This window comes from Nonomuraea sp. B12E4 (assembly GCF_039871825.1).
In the GTDB taxonomy this organism is placed as follows: Bacteria; Actinomycetota; Actinomycetes; order Streptosporangiales; family Streptosporangiaceae; genus Nonomuraea.
In genome coordinates, this window is the sequence record NZ_JBDPME010000030.1 from 47185 (window position 1) to 62913 (window position 15729).

The window sequence follows — 15729 nt, forward strand, 5'->3', positions numbered from 1 at the left end:
GAACAATAGAGCGAGCGCGAAAAGACTGTGCACTCCATGCGATGGATCCCGGCGCGTCTTCCTCCATAGTCTTACTCGCGCGCGGACAAGCGCGGGTGCGACGAAGGAGAAGCAGTGAGATATAAGCGCTATAAGATGGCAGCATTTTCCGCCGCCGTCACCGGCATGTTCATGGTTCCAATGGCTGCCTCGGCCGAGGCGAGCGCGCCTGCAACGGCGGTAACGAAAGCGGCCCCGGCGAGCGCAGCGGTCATCTGCCCAGTAAAGGTCGTTAGAACTACACGGCGCTATGCGCCGAGGGCCGACGGTAGCTGGACGTCTCATAGCTTCTTCCGTAAGGGCAGCCAACTCGGCATCTACCAGGGGGAGACCCGCAAGATCCTCAACGGGATCGTGGTTGTGAAGACGACGACAGTCGTGGGCGGTGTTCGTTTCTGGGTCCGCCAGGCCGACATCGTCAGAACCGGCGGAGCTTGTATGTCATAGCCGTTTATCGCCGCCGCCCACTGTCGGCTAGTGTTCTGAGTCATTAATTCATGGTCGGTCTGTAGGCTGGCGATATGCCGAGGTTGAAGCTTGCACCGTCGGAACTAACTGACGATGAACGGCACACGCTGGAGAGCTAGACGCGCAGTCGCAAGATGTCGCAGGCGCTGGCGTTACGGTCGCGGATCGTGTCGGCCTGCGCCGAAGGCAGGTCCAACAGCAGGGTGGCCACCGAGCTGGGGGTCTCTCGCGGGACGGTGACCAAGGGGCGGGCACGGTTCGTCGAACAGCGCTTTGAAGGCCTGCTGGACGAGCCGCGTCCCGGCCGCCCCCGGACCATCACCGATGACACCCCCTGTGTCAACCCTCGACCAGATCACCGCGAGTGCGTACCACGGTCCGCGCCGCCTTGGTGTGATCGGAATACGGCGTGGCCACCCGCAACCAGCGCCTCACTGTGGTGGGGCCCTGACATAGCTCCCGTTACTCGGCTGACTGGCGGACCTTGGCCGCCACCTCCCGGAAGGCCCGGCCGATCGCTTGCAGTTCGGACGCGCTGAGCAGGTCGATGAAGTGCTCGCGCACGGTTTGCACGTTGTCCATGGCCGCCGTGACCAGCACCGTCCGCCCGGTCTCTGTCAGAGAGGCGACCACACCGCGCTTGTCTTCGTCGTCGTTGCATCGCTGGACGAGCTTGCGGGCCTCCAGCCGGGCGACGGTGTGCGACAACCGGCTGCGGGAGTAGTACGACAGCTCGGCGAGCTCGGCCATGCGCAGGCGGCCCTCGGGCGCCTCGGACAGCCGCACCAGGATCTCGAAATCGGCCAGCGACAGGTTGTGGTGGCGGCGAAGCCGGCGGTCGCGCAGTTCCATCAGCAACGCCGATCCTTCGACGAAGGAGCGCCAGTCTCGCTGCTCGGCGTCGTCCAGCCATCGCGGATCACCCATGAGCCAAGAATAGCGGTTGATGATTTCAACTAGTGCGGGTAACCTGTGGCAACATGATTGAGATCTTCAACTACCTGCCGGGGAGCCATTCATGTCGCGGAGAAGAGCCCCATGAAGGCGAAGCTGTTCACGCTCGCTTCCGGTAACTTCGCGGTCGGGGTCTCAACGTTCGTCATCGCGCCCATGCTCGGCCGCATGAGCGCGGACCTGCACGCCGGCCGAGCCGTCGTCGGGCAGCTCATCGTGGTTTACGCGCTCGCCTACGCGCTGGGCGGCCCCTTGCTCACCACTCTGGTCGGGCACCGGCCGCCACGGCAGGTGCTGTTCGTCGCGCTGGCCGTGTTCGGTGTGGGCAACGCCCTGACCGCGGTCGCGATGGACTTTCCCGGTGCGGCCGCCGCGCGTGTGATCGCCGGCGTAGGCGCCGGCGTCTACACCGCCAACGCACTGGCCGTCACTCGGCGCCTGGTCGCAGGAGACCGGCAAGGACGCGCTGTGGCAGTCGTGGTGGGCGGCCTGACGACGGCCATCGTCCTCGGCCTTCCGATCGGTGCGTGGCTGGGTGTCACGACGAGCTGGCGACTGGTGCTCGGCCTGCTCGCACTCCTCGCGACGCTGCCGATGGCCGGGATCCTGTTACTGCCGGCGCTCGAGGGGTCGCGCGCGGTCGCACTCAGGGATCGGGTGGCGCCGCTGCGAGATCGGTGGGTGCTCGCCACTCTGCTGGCGACCTGGTTGTGCCTCACCGCAAGCTGGACGGTGTACAACTTCATCGACGAGGTCCTGATGCCGGCCACCGGAGGCGACCCGGACCGCCAGTTCCTGACGTTGCTCTGCTTCGGGGCCGGGGCGATGGCAGGCAACCTGCTCGCCGGACGGCTGGCGGATCGGTACGGTCCGGACCGTACGATCGCGGCGGTCGCCCCCGGCCTCACCGCCGCGGTCCTGGTGGTCCCGTCGGTGGCGGTCACCATGCCGCTCGCGCTGCTGGGCGTCGGCGCCTGGGCGATGCTGCATTGGATGGTCAACGTCCCGCAGCAGTTGCGCGTCGCCGCGGCGGCGCCAGAGGTGGCGCCCATCGTGCTCGGCCTTCACCAGAGCGCCATCTATCTCGGCATCAGCGCAGGCGGACTCGTCGGTGCCATCGGCTACAGCCTGGCCGGCCGTACCGGCATCGGCTACGCCGCGTTCATCACCGGGCTCCTGGCGCTGACCGCACTGTGGTGGTCGATGCGCACCCGGCCGGACAGCGGCGCGGCCGGCGCGGACGATGCCCGTGGCAGCCACACCCGGAGCTGACCAGCTCAGGCACACGAAGAAAGCAGGAAGATCATGAATGATCGAGTCGCCATCACGGGCGTGCGGGTCTTTGACGGACATGGGCTGTCCGAACCACGTACGGTCGTCATCGACGGTGACATGATCGGCACCGATGCCGACGACGCCGAGATCATCGACGCTGACGGCGGCGTGATGCTGCCCGGCCTGATCGATGCGCACATTCACCTCAGTGGTGAGGACACGCGGGAGAAACTCTGCTCGTATGGGGTCACCACGGGGCTGGACATGGCGACCTGGCCGGCGCGGCGATTGACGACGCTGCGCGGCGTGCGGGGCGGGAGCGACGTGCGAAGCGCGGGCACCCCCGCCATCGGCCCAGGCGGCCTGCACTCGCGCATCCCGACGATGCCGGCCGACGCCATCGTCACCGGCCCGGACCAGGCCGAGCCGTTCGTCGCCGCGCGGCTGGCCGAAGGCAGCGACTACATCAAGATCGTGGCCGATCCGGGCGAAGGCGGCCCGGACCAGGAAACCGTGACAGCCCTGGCCCGCGCGGCACACGCCCGCGGCAAGCCGGTCGTGGTACACGCCGTGTCCCAGGCCGCCGTCATCATGGCCCTCGATGCGGGCGCGGACATCATCACCCACGTCCCGCTCGGCCCAGCGCTGGACCTGCCGGTCGTGGCCCGGATCGTGGACGCCGGCTGCGCTGTGGTCCCCACCATGACCATGATGGAAGGCATCGCGGCAACGATCGGGCGGCCGGAGGGGTTCGCCGGCGCCCGCCGCAGCGTGGGTCTGCTTCACCAGGCCGGGGTGCGGGTCGTGGCCGGGACCGACACGAACGACACGGCCGGCGTGCCGTTCCAGCCCGAAGCCGGAGGCAGCTTGCACCACGAACTCGAGTTGCTGGTCAACGCCGGACTGCGCCCCGCCGAGGCGCTACGCGCGGCCACCCGGCTCGCGGCCGAGGCGTTCGGCCTGACCGATCGCGGTGCTGTCGAGCCAGGGCTGCGCGCCGACCTGATCTTGATCGACGGCGACCCTCTTGCCGACATTCGCGCTACCCGGAACATCCGTCGCATCTGGTGCGGCGGCGTCGAGCACACCCCGGCCAGCCAGAACCGCGCCCTCTGATGACCGTGAACCGCTTCCATCCACCGGCTTCGGACGGAGGGGAGTCACGCCTTCTTGGTCCACTGCTTGACATACAGCGTGTCGTCCACGGCCCTATATCTCGGCCTGTGCCCGGATAGGTCCGCATCCCTCAGCGCGCGGCGGCCTTCCGCTGAGTGCAATCCGGGAGGGCTGTACCCAACGGTGAAGGGCGTCGATCGTCGTCTCCGGTGAGGTGTTGAAGCAGAGCCGGATTCCGGGTGCGACCGCCCGATCACGATGAGCGGACCGGGCGAGCCCTGCACGGCACTCGTGCCAACGGGGCATCGCGACGCTGCGCACCCATCCTCCGGCGCACCAACCGAACCCTGTGCTGACGCCCTCACCGCCGCCAAGTGCGCGCTGGACGCGGTGCAGGGCCCCGAATCTGTCCTCACAGCTGCTGCAGCCCGGTCGCCCTGAGCATGTCGAGCGCTGTGGCCTCAGGGCTTCCCGGTTCGGCGGAGTACACGAGTACGGTCTGATCGGCGTCGGGGAGCAGGAGGGTGTCGCAGTCGAGCGTGATCGTTCCGAGCTGGGGATGGCGGATCGACTTGATCGCCGCACGCCAGGCCGCAGAGCGTCCCTCCTGCCAGAGCTCCTCGAACCGGGAACTGCCGCGGCGCAGGTCACTGATCATCCGGGCGAGGTCGGTGTCACGCGGATAACGGGCCTGGGCGGCGCGCAGGGTACCGACGGCGGCGCGGGCGGCGGCCTCGTCCTCGCGCGGGTCCGCGGCGATCTGGCAGCGGCTGCTACCAAGGAAGCGCTGCCAGATCAGGTTGCGCCGGCGCCGGGGCCAGGCGGTCATGTCGCCCTGCAGTGCTGCGGCCAGCGGGTTCCAGGCCAGCACGTCGCCCTTGGCCGACAGCACCAGCACCGGCAGATCCGCCATCCGGTCCAGCAGCCGCAACACGCTCGGCCGTACGACCATGGCAACGTGCCCGGGCTGCGGCGGCTCGTGACCGGCCAGGCGGAACACCAGGTCACGATCGTCGTCGTCGAACCGCAGGGCCTGCGCCAGCGCCGCGATGACCTGGGCGGACGGCCGTGCGCCGCGCCCCTGCTCCAACCGGACGACGTAATCGACGCTCAGCCCCGCGAGCAGGGCTACCTCTTCGCGGCGCAGGCCGCGCACCTGGCGGCGGGTGCCCGACGGCAGGCCGACATCCTGCGGTCGCAGGCGGGAGCGGGCCTGGCGGAGTACTGCGGCGAGTTCGGCACGATTCACTCCTTGATTCTGCCGCGCTGATCAGCTAAATCGGGTGGTACGGTCAGTCCCAGGCCAAAGCGGTCCTGGTGAGGGCTGGGCCCGTTCCCGGACGATCAATCCATGACAACGGACACCAACGGCGATGAGCCGATGCCGGCGGATACACCGGCACCGGGCGCGGAACAGCTCACGGCGGCGGACACGACTACGGTGGCGCTGGTCACCGGAGCGAACAAGGGGCTGGGCAGAGAGACGGTCGGCCGCCTGTCGGAGCGGGGCTGGCGGGTGTTCCTGGCCGCCCGTGATCGCGAACGAGGTACGCGGGCGGCGGACGCGCTTGGCGTCGAGTTCGTCCAACTGGACGTGACCTCGGACGACTCCGTCGCCGCGGCGGCCGAGACGGTGGCCAGGAGGGCCGGCCATCTTGACGTCCTGGTCAACAACGCCGGAGTCGGCGGCTCACGGCTGGATCCCGCCGACATGGGCGTGGATCGGCTCCGGGTCCTGTACGAAACCAACGTGTTCGGCCCGGTACGGGTCACGCACGCGTTCCTGCCCCTCCTGCGCAAGTCGGACCATCCCCGTATCGTCATGGTCTCCAGCGCACTTGCATCCCTGACCTACGCCTGCGACCCCGCACGCCCGGAGTCCGGCTTCCTGAGCCTGGACTACGCCTCGTCCAAGACCGCGCTCAACATGCTCGTCTCCCAGTACGCCCGTGCACTGCCCGGCTTCAAGGTCAACGCCGCCGATCCGGGCAACCCTGCGACCGACATGAACCAGCACACCGGCATGCACACCGTCGCGGAGGCCGCCGAGCCGGTCATCCGGTTGGCCACGTTGGACCGCGAAGGGCCGACGGGCGGCTTCTTCGACCGCAACGGACCCGTCCCCTGGTAGGAGCCCCACATGACCAAGATCTTGACGATCGGCCTGCACCCGAGCGCGATCGACTTCTCCGGTCATCCCGGCCTGGACGAGGCGACGCTGGCCGCCCGTATCGAACAGGGCGAGGCAGCGCTGCATGCGGCGGGGCTGGACACCGTGTCGTGCCTCATCGCCGCCGACCCGGTCGTGGCCGAGGAAGCCGTACGCGAGCGACTGTCGGCCGAAGGTCCCTTCGGCCTGGCCATGATCGGGGCCGGGGTGCGCGTGCTGCCGGAACACACCGTGCTCTTCGAGCGGCTGATCAACGTACTGGTGGCGGCGCAGCCCGGCATCCGGTTCTGCTTCAACACCTCGCCCGAGACCACGATCGACGCGATCCGCCGCTGGACGTAGCCTGTCCGCGCCCGACTCCCGGCTGCGTGACGATCGAGATGGCCGGCCTTCCTGTCGATGGCCGTCTCGTCGATGGCGTAGGTCACGCCGCACATGAGCGGGATGAGGTCGTCCCGGGTCACGTCGGGGCACACGACCCCGCGGCACAGGCGCGTCGTCGTGAGCACCTGTTCGGCCCACGTCAGCGATGCGCTGCCGGTTACGAGCAGCGTCCTCGCACAGCGGTGCCCTCGTAATGCGACCAGCATGACCGGATGGCTCGTCCGGATTTCCGCACGGGCGAGTTTTGCCTGCCCTTCTTCACCTGCCCTCATAAGGAGGACGAACATGCCCTTCACCGTGACAGACGTGCCACACCTGCCGGACGGGTTCACCAGCACGTTCACCAGCCGAACGGTCCAGGTCCGTGATCTCACCCTGCACGCCGTGGTCGGTGGCGACGGACCGCCGCTGTTGCTGCTCCCGGGCTGGCCCCAGTTCTGGTACTGCTGGCGCCTGGCCATGCCGGACCTCGCCGAGCGCTTCACCGTCGTCGCCGCCGACGTCCGCGGTGTGGGGGCCAGCGACAAACCCGCCACCGGGTACGACCCCCTCACACTCGCCGACGACATGGCCGCCCTCATGACCCGCCTGGGACACCACCGCTTCGCCATCGCCGGCTTCGACCTCGGCATGGTCGTCAGCTACGCCCTCGCCGCCGGCCACCGCGACCGTGTCACCCACCTGGCGGTGGCCGAAGCCATCCTCCCTGGCATCTCGGACTTCCCGCCGCCCATGACGGACCCGGCCAGAGGCGACCTCATGTGGCACTTCGCCTTCAACCGCCTGCCCGCGGACGTCAACGAACGCATGGTCGCCGGTCGCGAGGAGATCTACTTCGGCCACCAGTTCGCCTCCAAGGCCGCCACCCCCTACGCCATCCCGCCCCACGCCGTGGATGTGTACGTGGACGCCCTGCGAGACCCGGCCGCACTACACGCCAGTTTCGAGTTCTACCGTGCGGACCAAGGGCTGGCGCGGGTACGTGAGGCCGGGCCACTGACCATCCCCGTGCTGACGCTCGGCGGCGAACTGAGCGGCGGCACGTTCGTGGAGACGGTCATGCGCCTGGTGGCCACAGACGTTACCGGGCTCGTCATCCCGGGGGCCGGTCACTTCCTTCCTGAGGAAGCTCCGGCGGCCGTGGTGAAGGCCCTGCTCGAATTCCTGGTCTGACACGGGAGCGCCAGACGGCGTTCCCCCGTCGCTCCGGGCGTACGGCGGTGGCGGGGCCCCACCCACGGCACCGCCGCCGCTGGATCTGATGCTGCCGCGACTCCGGCACGTCGGCGTGGTCAAGGCCGGTGCCCGTCGGCACACCATTGATCCAGAACGTCTGTGCCCCGTCCAAGCCGCCCGGGCGTAAAGGTCAGGATTGGTCGCGAACGCGGTGCAGTGCGGTAGTGGCGGCGGCGAACTGGGAGTCGTCCAGGAGCGTGCGGCCCCAGTCGAGCAGTGGCCGGCGCGCTTGCTGGATGCGGGTGGCCATCTCGCGGCCGTGGGTGGTCAGGGTGAGTTCGATGCGGCGGCGGTCGTGTGGAGATGGATGGCGGTGTATGAGGCCGGCGGCCTGAAGGCGGTCGGCGAGGCGGCTGGGGTTGCCGGTCTCCGCGATGAGTCGGGAGCCTAGTTCGCCGAGGGTGAGGGGTTGGTCGTCGGCGAGGATGAGGATCGCTTCGGCTTGGACCACCGTGATGCCCAGGGGTTTCAGGGCTTCGCTGAAACGCCGGTTGATCTCCCGGTGTGCGGCCTTGACGGCGAGTACGAATTCCAGCACTTGGTCCACGGGCGGCAGTCTACTTGAATCGATGACATGACATAGATATTGTGCGTCATGTCATTAGACGTCATGACGTATATCGAGGAGAGTGGTATGCGCGGCCCCGTCCTGTCACGAACATCAACGTTTCACTTCGAAGCGGTCCGGGCACTGTGGTCCAGCCCGTTCAACGGAGCCGACTACGGCGAGGTCGTCTCCGCGGTCTCACGGGTACGACCGGGCGACTTCGAGTCCTGGCACCGGCAGTGGGCGAGCCTGGCCATGACCGCACACGGCCGCGGCGAACGGCTGAGCGACCGGGTCTCGCGGGGTAAGGCCCTGCTGCGGGCGAGCAACTACATGCGCACCGCCGAGTTCTACCTCGACCCCGGCGACCCTCGTCGCATGGACTGCGCGCGCCGTTCCCGGACGTGGTTCGATGCCGGACTGGCAGCTCTCGGCGTGGACGCCACACGCTCGCGCATTCCATATGAGGGCGCCGAGATGGAGACGATCTTCCTTCGTTCACCGCGCCCGGAGGCCAGGGACGTGCTGGTCGTGCACGGGGGGTTCGACTCGACGCCGGAAGAGCTGTACTTCGTCATCGGCGCCGGCGCGCTGGAGCGGGGCTTCCACGTGCTGCTGTACGAGGGGCCGGGGCAGGGAAACCTGCTGCGGGAATTCGGGATGCCGTTCACGCCGCATTGGGAACGGCCGGTCGCCACGGCGATCGACTCGCTGGCACGGCACTGCGATCCCGGCTCGATCATCGGGGTCGGGGTGAGCTTCGGCGGCCACCTACTGGCCCGGGCGGCCGCGATGGAGAAGCGCTACGACGCGATCGTGCTGTTCGACTACTTCCCAGGCATGATGCAGGCGTTCGCCCACAAGATGCCCCGCCCGCTGCGCGGGCGGCTCTCCGCCATGCCCGCCTGGCTTCAGCTGCTGATCAGGCTGAACGCACGTTACGACGCCGAACTGCGCTGGGCGCTCGGCAACGCGCTGTGGACGTTCGGCGTGGCCACTCTTCCCGACCTGATCGCAGAGATCGGCAGATACGACGACGGCCAGTGGGCGGAAGCCATCGAAGCCGATGTCCTCGTGCTGCTGGGCGAGGACGAGCACTTCTTCGACAACCGCCTCGCCCACGACTTCGCCCGCCGGTTGACCAGCGCGCGCTCGGTCCGGGTGCACGAGTTCCCCGGGGCCGAAGGTGGCGGCCTGCACTGCCAGAACGGCGCCGTTCACCTCGCCCATGAGGTCATCTTCGATTGGCTGTCCGCCCTCAAGGGAGCTGACCAGTGAGCGAGCCGATCAAGCATGCCCGGATCGTGGTGCGGCGCGCTTCGGTGACGCCGGAACGCTGAGGCCGGCCGATGCGGTCACGTCCGCCCCTGGGCCGGGCCAGGGGCGAGTCTGGCCGCGGGAGTTGGCTACCGGCCGCGACGATCTGCCGGGCAGGGGAGCGCCGGCTTGCCGTCGGCGCAGGATGGCGTATCCATCCTGCGCCGGCCGGGGCATCAGGTCTGGGTGCCGACCACGACGCCATCAGTGTCGGAGGTGAAGGCGGTGTTCTTGATGCGCAGGCGTCCGGATCCGTCGGCGTGCAGCGCTCCGCCTCCGAGCGGCAGGTGGTTCGGGCCGGTGCCGGTCACGCCGGTGTTGGCGAAGCATGCGCTGGCGTACAGGGTGCTGCCTTGGAACTCGATCGACGAGCCGGCGCCGAAGGTGTTGAGAGCGATGAGCGCGGAGGCGCCAGGGGTGAGGATCAGGCGCTGCCGGCCGGTGCCGGCCAGGTGGTTGCCGACGCACTGGCCGTCCGGCCCTTCGAAGCGGCCGACGAAGGGGGAGTCCGGAGTATAGAAGCGGTTGCCCTGGATGACGGTGCCGGGGCCTTTGACCCGGAAGGCGGAGGCGGTCGCGGCGGTGAAGCGGGAGTCGGTGAGCGAGAGGCCCTCGGCGGCAGGGGGACCGTTGAGGATCAGTGGGGCGGCGCATTCGCGCACGTCGACTCCCGACAGGGTGACGTCGCGTGCGGAGATGAGGATGGCCTCGGGGGCGGCGGTGTTCTGGTGGCCGAACGACCCGCCGGTAAAGCGGTTGCCGGGGCCCGCGCAGTGGATGGCCCGGCCGTCGCCGGCGGTGCCCTTGGTGGCGCCGAAGCGGAAGTCCTCCACCGCGCAGCCGCTCACGTCGGTGTCGAAGAAGATCAGGCGACGCTGGGTGTCGCCGCCGCGGATGCCGCGTACGTGGCTGTCGCGTACCCGGCGGGTGAAGATGACGAACGATCCCGCCCCCGCCGTGTCACCAAGATCGATGTTGTCGAAGCGCACCCGGTGGGCGTTGGAGACGACGATGTAGTTGTAGCCGGTGCCGGCGCAGTCGATGTTGGTGAAGGTGAGGTTGGACATGTCGGCGCCGAGGAGGTTCTCGGTGGTACTGGTGCCGCCCGGGTAGTAACTCAGGTCCACGCCCGCGGTCAGCCCCTCGATGCTCATGGCGGCGAAGGTGGAGCCCGGCTCGGTGGCCGTACTGTAGATCTTGACGTCGCGGCAGTGCACGTTGCGGCAGTGGTACTGGAAGGTCAGCGCCTTGCGGCCGATGCGGGAGAAGTACATGTTCTCCACCCACACGTCGGTGGCGAAGGAGCCGCCGAGGCCGTTGTTGTTCTTGGTGTTGCGGGTGTCCAGGTGCAGGCCGGAAACGCGGACGCCGCGCACGGTGCGGGCCGGCGGACCGGCGGGGGTGGTGGGGGCGTCGCCGTGAATGCCCAGCAGTGCTCCCGCGCCGGTCTCGATCGAGAACAGCGTGATCTTCGAGCGGTAGCCGTCGCCGTACCAGGTGGTGCCGTCCCTGGTGAGGCGAATCCCCATGGTGCAGCGGTAGGTGAGGGAGGTGCCGGGCACGTAGATGACCCGGTCGAGCCTGGTGGCCGCGAGCAGGGCCTCGGTGTCGTCGGAGCCGATGCCCGTGGTCTCGTCGTAGTCCCCCTTGGCACCCAGCGCCTTGACCGAGACGACGTCGTCGGCGATCTCCCACCAGGTGCCGTCGGCGGAGCGTAAGTGCCAGCGGTCGGGCTGGGCGGGTGCTGCCCCGAGCCGCCGGTAGGTCGCGCCGCCGCCGTCGCCGGAGGCCGAGTACCCGTCCGTGCGCAGCATGGCGTGCTTGCCTGGGATGTTCTCCCTGGCCACGTGTACCGCGCTCGGCACCCGGAGGGCGGCCGCGTCGGCGGTGGCCGCCGCGGCGGGCCCGCCACTGGTCAGTACGGCGCCGGTCGCCCCGGCACCGGCATAGCCGAGCAGCCTTCGCCGTGACAATGGGGTGTCTGTCATGAACTCTCCTTCTGCTAGGGATCAGTCGATGTTGGCGGCGCGGGAGCGGACGTCGTCGAAGTGGGCCCGCATCTTGTCGGAGGCCAGCCGCGCGTCGCCGTCGCGCAGCGCGCGGACCACGGCCAGGTGGATGGCGGCCAGCCCCGTGCCCTTGGCGCGTGGGATGGCGTCGCCGAGCCGGGAGAACAGCTCCCAGAATGTCTCGATGACCTGGTCGACCAGGGAGTTGCCGAGGCCCCGATAGAGCATGAGGTGGTACTCCTTGTCCACGGCCGCGCTCGACTCGCCGGCCGCCTCCCGTTCCCCCATGACGTGGGCCAGCCGCTCGCACTCGGCCAGCTCGGCGCTGCCGGCCAGCTTGGCCGCGAAGTGCATCAGGCCGACCTCCATGGACTCGCGGGCCACGAGGATCTCGCCGAACTGCGTGTTGCTCTCGGCCTGCCCGTACGGGAGTTGCTCGATGATGGGCCGGAAGGAGAACGGCGCGACGAACAGCCCGTTGCCGTGCTGCGCCTCGATCACGCCGAGCGTCTGCAGACTCTTGGTCGCCTCGCGCAGCGACGGTCTGCTGACCCCCAGCTCGGCGGCCAGCATGGCCTCGGGAGGCAGCCGGTCCCCGGGCCGCAGCCCCCGGGATCGGATGTAGTCCTTCAGCCGGACCTGCGCCTCCCGGTAGATCGGACTCCTGCTCAAGTCGTTGCCCCTTCGTCGTATTCCCTTGTCGGATTCAGCTCTTGCTCGCCCCGGCGGTCAGCCCTCCCACGACGAAGCGCTGCAGGAACAGGAACGTCAGGAAGATGGGCAGGGCCACCACCGCGGAGACCGCCATCACGTCGTTCCACCTGGTGCCGAACGCGTTTGTCAGTCCGGCCAGCACCACGCTGACGGGCTGCATCTCCGCACGGGTGGTCAGGGCCAGCGCGAAGACGAACTCGCCCCAGGCGCCCAGGAAGCTGACCACGGCCACGGTGACGATCCCGGGCACCGACACCGGCAGTGCGACCCGCAGGAACGCCGACCACTGCGTGCAGCCGTCCACCCTGGCGGCCTCGACCACCTCGCCGGGCACGGTCAGGAAGTACGGCCGCAGCACGGTGACCGCCAGCGGCAGCGCCAGCGAGCTGTTGGCCAGCACCAGGCCGGTGTAGGTGTTGACCATGTCGAGCCGGCTGAAGATGACGAACATCGGCAGCGCGATGTTGATCGCCGGGATCATCTGCACGACGAGGAACAGCAGGAGGAACGCGTTGACGAAGCGCAGCCTGAACCGGGCCAGCCCGTAGGCGGCCGGCAGGGCGAGGGCCAGCGTCACCAACGTGGTGGCCACCCCGACGATCGTGCTGTTGGCCAGCCCGCGTAGCACGCCCGAGCTGTTGAGCACGCTGTCGGCGTAGGCGCGCACCGTGAGCGGCGAGGGGATCAGGTCGGGCGGAGAGGCGAAGATGTCGGCGGGCTGCTTCAGCGAGGTGGCCACCATCCAGTAGACGGGCACGACGTAGACGCCGGCCAGGGCGATGCCCAGCACCATGCTCAGCGCCGTGGCCAGCCGGGCGCGCGAAATCCTCACGCCGCCTCCTCCCTCCTGAGCGAGCGGAAGTAGAACAGGCTCAGCGCCAGCGGGATCAGCAACATCACCGTCGTGGCCGCCGCGCCCTCGCCGAACCGGAAGAACTGGAATGCCTCCAGGTAGGCGTGGATGGGCAGGATCGTGGTGGCGTCGCCGGGACCGCCGCGGGTCATCAGATAGATCGTGTCGAACGTCTTGAACGTCGTGACGAACAGCAGCAGCAGTACGGTCAGGCTGACCGGGCGCAACATGGGCACGGTGATGCGGGAGAAACGGTGCCAGGCACCGGCCCCGTCGATACGCGCCGCCTCGTACACCGTCTTCGGGATGCTCTGCAGGCCGGCCAACAGCAGGATCATCGCGAACGGCGCCGTGCTCCACACCGTCGCCGCGATCACTGCGACCAGCGCCGTGACCGGCTCGACCAGCCAGAACACCTCCTGCTCCAGCAGGCCGAGCGCGCCGAGCACGGTGTTGAACAGGCCGTAACTGCCATCCAGCATCCAGCGCCAGACGTTGGCGCTGACCACGGTGGGCAGCACCCAGGCGATCAACAGCAGCGAGCGCATCAGGTTCCGCCCGGGGAACCTTCTGTTGAGGAAGACCGCCAGGGCGAGCCCGCAGGCGAAGGACACGCCGACGCTGAGCACGGTGTAGACCATGGAGATCGCCAGAGCGGACCTGAACTCGTCCTTGCCGAGCTCCTCGCGGTAGTTGTCCAGGCCGACCCACGTGCCGCCGCCGCTGACGATCTCCTTGAGCCCGACGTCGCGGAAGCTCAGGTCGATGTTGTAGACGAGCGGGTAGAGCACCGTGGCGGCCAGGAAGATGACCGCCGGCAGGACGAACAGGTAGGCGGTGAGCGGGACCCGCTGCCGGGGGCGGGCCGCTGCCGTCGTGGCGGGGGCGCCGGTGCGACGTTCGATCGTGGTGGTCAACGCCGTGCACCTCCCTTACTCGGCCAGCGTCTTGTCGATCTTCTGCTGGGTGTCGGCCAGAGCCTGGTTGACACTCGCCGAGCCGCTCACCGCCGCCTGCAGCGCGCCCTGGACGTGGGTGAAGACCTCGCTGGAGTCCTTGGCCAGCGGTCCGCTGGGGGCCCAGGCCGATTTGAGCTGCTCGATGAAGACCCCGCGGACCTCGTCGCCGTCGGCGGGCACGTCGTCGCGGGTGGGCAGCTTGTTGCGGTCGGGCAGGTACTCGCCCAGCACCTTGGGGTCCTGCGTCCAGGCCATGAGGTCCCAGGCCGCGTCGGGCTGACGGCTGCCGGAGGTGATGGCGAGGTTCTCCGCGGCCAGGAAAGTGAGCTGCTTGGCGTCGCCGGGCAGCAGCGCTACCTTCCACTTCAGGCCGGGGTTCTCCTTGCGCAGGGTGCTCACGTACGTGGCCGAGTTGATCATCATGGCCGCCCGGCCGTTGGCGAACTGGTTCTTGACGTCCTCCTCGTTCCAGCCGAGCATCCCCTTGGAGATCGCGCCGTCGTCGACCATCTCCTTGAACTGCGTCAGGGCCGCCTGGGCCGGAGGCGCGTCGACCTTGGTCACGTCGCCGCCCGCCGCAAGGATACGGATGACGAGGGCGGTGGCGCCCTCTTCGCCCTCGATGCCGCTGACAGCCAGGCCCTGCCGGTCGTCAGAGGTCAGCTTCTTGGCCGTCTCGGCCATCTCCGTCCACGTCTTCGGCGGCTCGATTGCCGCTTTGCCGAGCATGTCGGTGTTGTAGTAGACGGCATAGGTGTCGGCGACGTGCGGTAGTCCGTAGGTCTTACCGCCGACTTGGGTGGTCTGCCAGATGGAGGGAAGGAATCCGCTCTTCTTCCCCCAGCTCTCCACCTGTTGGCTGATGTCCTGGATGACCCCGGCCTCGGCCATGGCCTGCGTGGAGGTCGCGGCGATCAGGGCGATGTCGGGCAGCTCGCCGCCGGCCGCCGACTGCAAGATCGTACGGTTGAACTCGCCGAAGGGGATGTGCCGGGGCTGCACCTTGACGCCCGGATGGGCCTGCTCGTAGCGCTGCAGGAGACGGACGAGCGCGGCACCGGTAGCGCTTTCCGGCGGGCCGTAGAAGTGCCAGAGCGTCAGCGTCGTGCCATCGTCCTGGCCTCCTTCGCCGCCGCCCCCGCAGCCGGCTAACAGCGTGGCGGCGAGCAGTGTGGCAGCCCAGCGCCTACCGAGGTGAATCGTCCCACTCCGTATCATCTGCACCTCCAAGTGACGTACCTCACACTTGATCGGAAGATAAGTAAGAGATCTGACATCCGTCAACAGGTTGCGAGCGGATGACCGGAAGATTTCCGCCAGTCCACGTCCGTCCTCCACGCCGGCCCGGAAAAGCGATGTCCCGATAGCGCCTGCCGGGGTCTGTGGCGGACGAGGCCCGAGATTCGCGGGCTGACCTGGACGTACGGGGCCCGGCAGGCCGCTTGCTGATGCCGGTCGATCAGTCCGTCCAAACCCCGGCCACGCGCCGTGGCCGCCGACGGCTTCACCGACGGCCCCCGCCAGGCCGGTCGGCTGCTCGTGGACGGGCCGGACCACCCGCCACGCCTGCGGCCGCGCCTTCACCGCCACCGTCCGCTGAACGAACATCAACCCGGAGAACGACGCGACGTCCACACGCCGGGACGTCAACGGCGTCCAGTCCTGACAGGGGCGCTCACCTCCCATTT

The 15729-nt window shown here is 68.7% G+C and carries 15 protein-coding genes; 7 read left to right on the forward strand and 8 right to left on the reverse strand.

Going from position 1 to position 15729, the window contains the following annotated elements; translation table 11 throughout:
- Positions 1-114 precede the first annotated feature (114 nt).
- Positions 115-486 (forward strand): hypothetical protein, encoded by a 372-nt coding sequence (locus tag ABGB18_RS40895; protein WP_347701058.1) that lies wholly within the window; start codon positions 115-117, stop codon positions 484-486.
- 483 nt (positions 487-969) lie between these two features.
- On the opposite strand, the gene ABGB18_RS40900 is transcribed toward ABGB18_RS40895, so the two are convergent.
- Entirely contained in the window at positions 970-1434 is a 465-nt protein-coding gene (locus tag ABGB18_RS40900) for a MarR family transcriptional regulator (RefSeq protein ID WP_347701059.1), read from the reverse strand.
- A gap of 111 nt (positions 1435-1545) precedes the next feature.
- On the opposite strand from ABGB18_RS40900, the gene ABGB18_RS40905 reads away from it, so the two are divergent.
- A complete protein-coding gene (locus tag ABGB18_RS40905; protein ID WP_347701060.1) occupies positions 1546-2733 on the forward strand; it encodes an MFS transporter in 1188 nt (395 codons plus the stop codon).
- Between the two features lie 120 nt (positions 2734-2853).
- Positions 2854-3852 carry an amidohydrolase family protein gene (locus tag ABGB18_RS40910; RefSeq protein ID WP_347701061.1) on the forward strand — a complete coding sequence of 333 codons (999 nt, stop codon included), beginning with the start codon at positions 2854-2856 and terminating at the stop codon, positions 3850-3852.
- Between the two features lie 412 nt (positions 3853-4264).
- On the opposite strand, the gene ABGB18_RS40915 is transcribed toward ABGB18_RS40910, so the two are convergent.
- Complete coding sequence (locus ABGB18_RS40915) at positions 4265-5101, reverse strand: helix-turn-helix transcriptional regulator (RefSeq protein WP_347701062.1); 837 nt, start codon at positions 5099-5101, stop codon at positions 4265-4267.
- Between the two features lie 102 nt (positions 5102-5203).
- Between ABGB18_RS40915 and ABGB18_RS40920 the strand changes: the two genes are divergently transcribed.
- From ABGB18_RS40920 to ABGB18_RS40930, 3 genes are all read left to right on the forward strand, one after another.
- Positions 5204-5983, forward strand: a complete 780-nt coding sequence (locus ABGB18_RS40920) for an SDR family oxidoreductase (protein WP_347701063.1) — start codon at positions 5204-5206, stop codon at positions 5981-5983.
- Between the two features lie 9 nt (positions 5984-5992).
- Positions 5993-6364, forward strand: coding sequence for a hypothetical protein (locus tag ABGB18_RS40925; protein ID WP_347701064.1), 372 nt, complete (start codon positions 5993-5995; stop codon positions 6362-6364).
- Between the two features lie 327 nt (positions 6365-6691).
- A complete protein-coding gene (locus tag ABGB18_RS40930) occupies positions 6692-7579 on the forward strand; it encodes an alpha/beta hydrolase (protein WP_347701065.1) in 888 nt (295 codons plus the stop codon).
- 193 nt (positions 7580-7772) lie between these two features.
- Here the strand turns inward: ABGB18_RS40930 and ABGB18_RS40935 are convergent, their stop codons facing one another.
- Positions 7773-8189, reverse strand: a complete 417-nt coding sequence (locus tag ABGB18_RS40935) for a MarR family transcriptional regulator (RefSeq protein ID WP_347701066.1) — start codon at positions 8187-8189, stop codon at positions 7773-7775.
- An 87-nt stretch (positions 8190-8276) separates the two neighbouring features.
- On the opposite strand from ABGB18_RS40935, the gene ABGB18_RS40940 reads away from it, so the two are divergent.
- Positions 8277-9467: an alpha/beta fold hydrolase gene (locus tag ABGB18_RS40940; RefSeq protein WP_347701067.1), complete on the forward strand. Its 1191-nt coding sequence runs from the start codon at positions 8277-8279 to the stop codon at positions 9465-9467.
- A gap of 215 nt (positions 9468-9682) precedes the next feature.
- Here the strand turns inward: ABGB18_RS40940 and ABGB18_RS40945 are convergent, their stop codons facing one another.
- From ABGB18_RS40945 to ABGB18_RS40965, 5 genes are read right to left on the reverse strand one after another with little or no spacing between them, the layout of a single operon-like run.
- The gene (locus tag ABGB18_RS40945) at positions 9683-11494 is read right to left on the reverse strand and encodes a hypothetical protein (RefSeq protein WP_347701068.1); all 1812 of its coding nucleotides are present in this window, start codon (positions 11492-11494) and stop codon (positions 9683-9685) included.
- A gap of 21 nt (positions 11495-11515) precedes the next feature.
- Positions 11516-12187 carry a GntR family transcriptional regulator gene (locus ABGB18_RS40950; RefSeq protein ID WP_347701069.1) on the reverse strand — a complete coding sequence of 224 codons (672 nt, stop codon included), beginning with the start codon at positions 12185-12187 and terminating at the stop codon, positions 11516-11518.
- Between the two features lie 34 nt (positions 12188-12221).
- Positions 12222-13061: a carbohydrate ABC transporter permease gene (locus ABGB18_RS40955; protein WP_347701070.1), complete on the reverse strand. Its 840-nt coding sequence runs from the start codon at positions 13059-13061 to the stop codon at positions 12222-12224.
- Positions 13058-13999 carry a sugar ABC transporter permease gene (locus ABGB18_RS40960; protein WP_347701071.1) on the reverse strand — a complete coding sequence of 314 codons (942 nt, stop codon included), beginning with the start codon at positions 13997-13999 and terminating at the stop codon, positions 13058-13060. Before ABGB18_RS40960 ends, ABGB18_RS40955 begins: the two co-directional genes overlap by 4 nt.
- A gap of 15 nt (positions 14000-14014) precedes the next feature.
- Positions 14015-15259, reverse strand: a complete 1245-nt coding sequence (locus ABGB18_RS40965) for a sugar ABC transporter substrate-binding protein (RefSeq protein WP_347701072.1) — start codon at positions 15257-15259, stop codon at positions 14015-14017.
- Between the last annotated feature and the right edge of the window lie 470 nt (positions 15260-15729).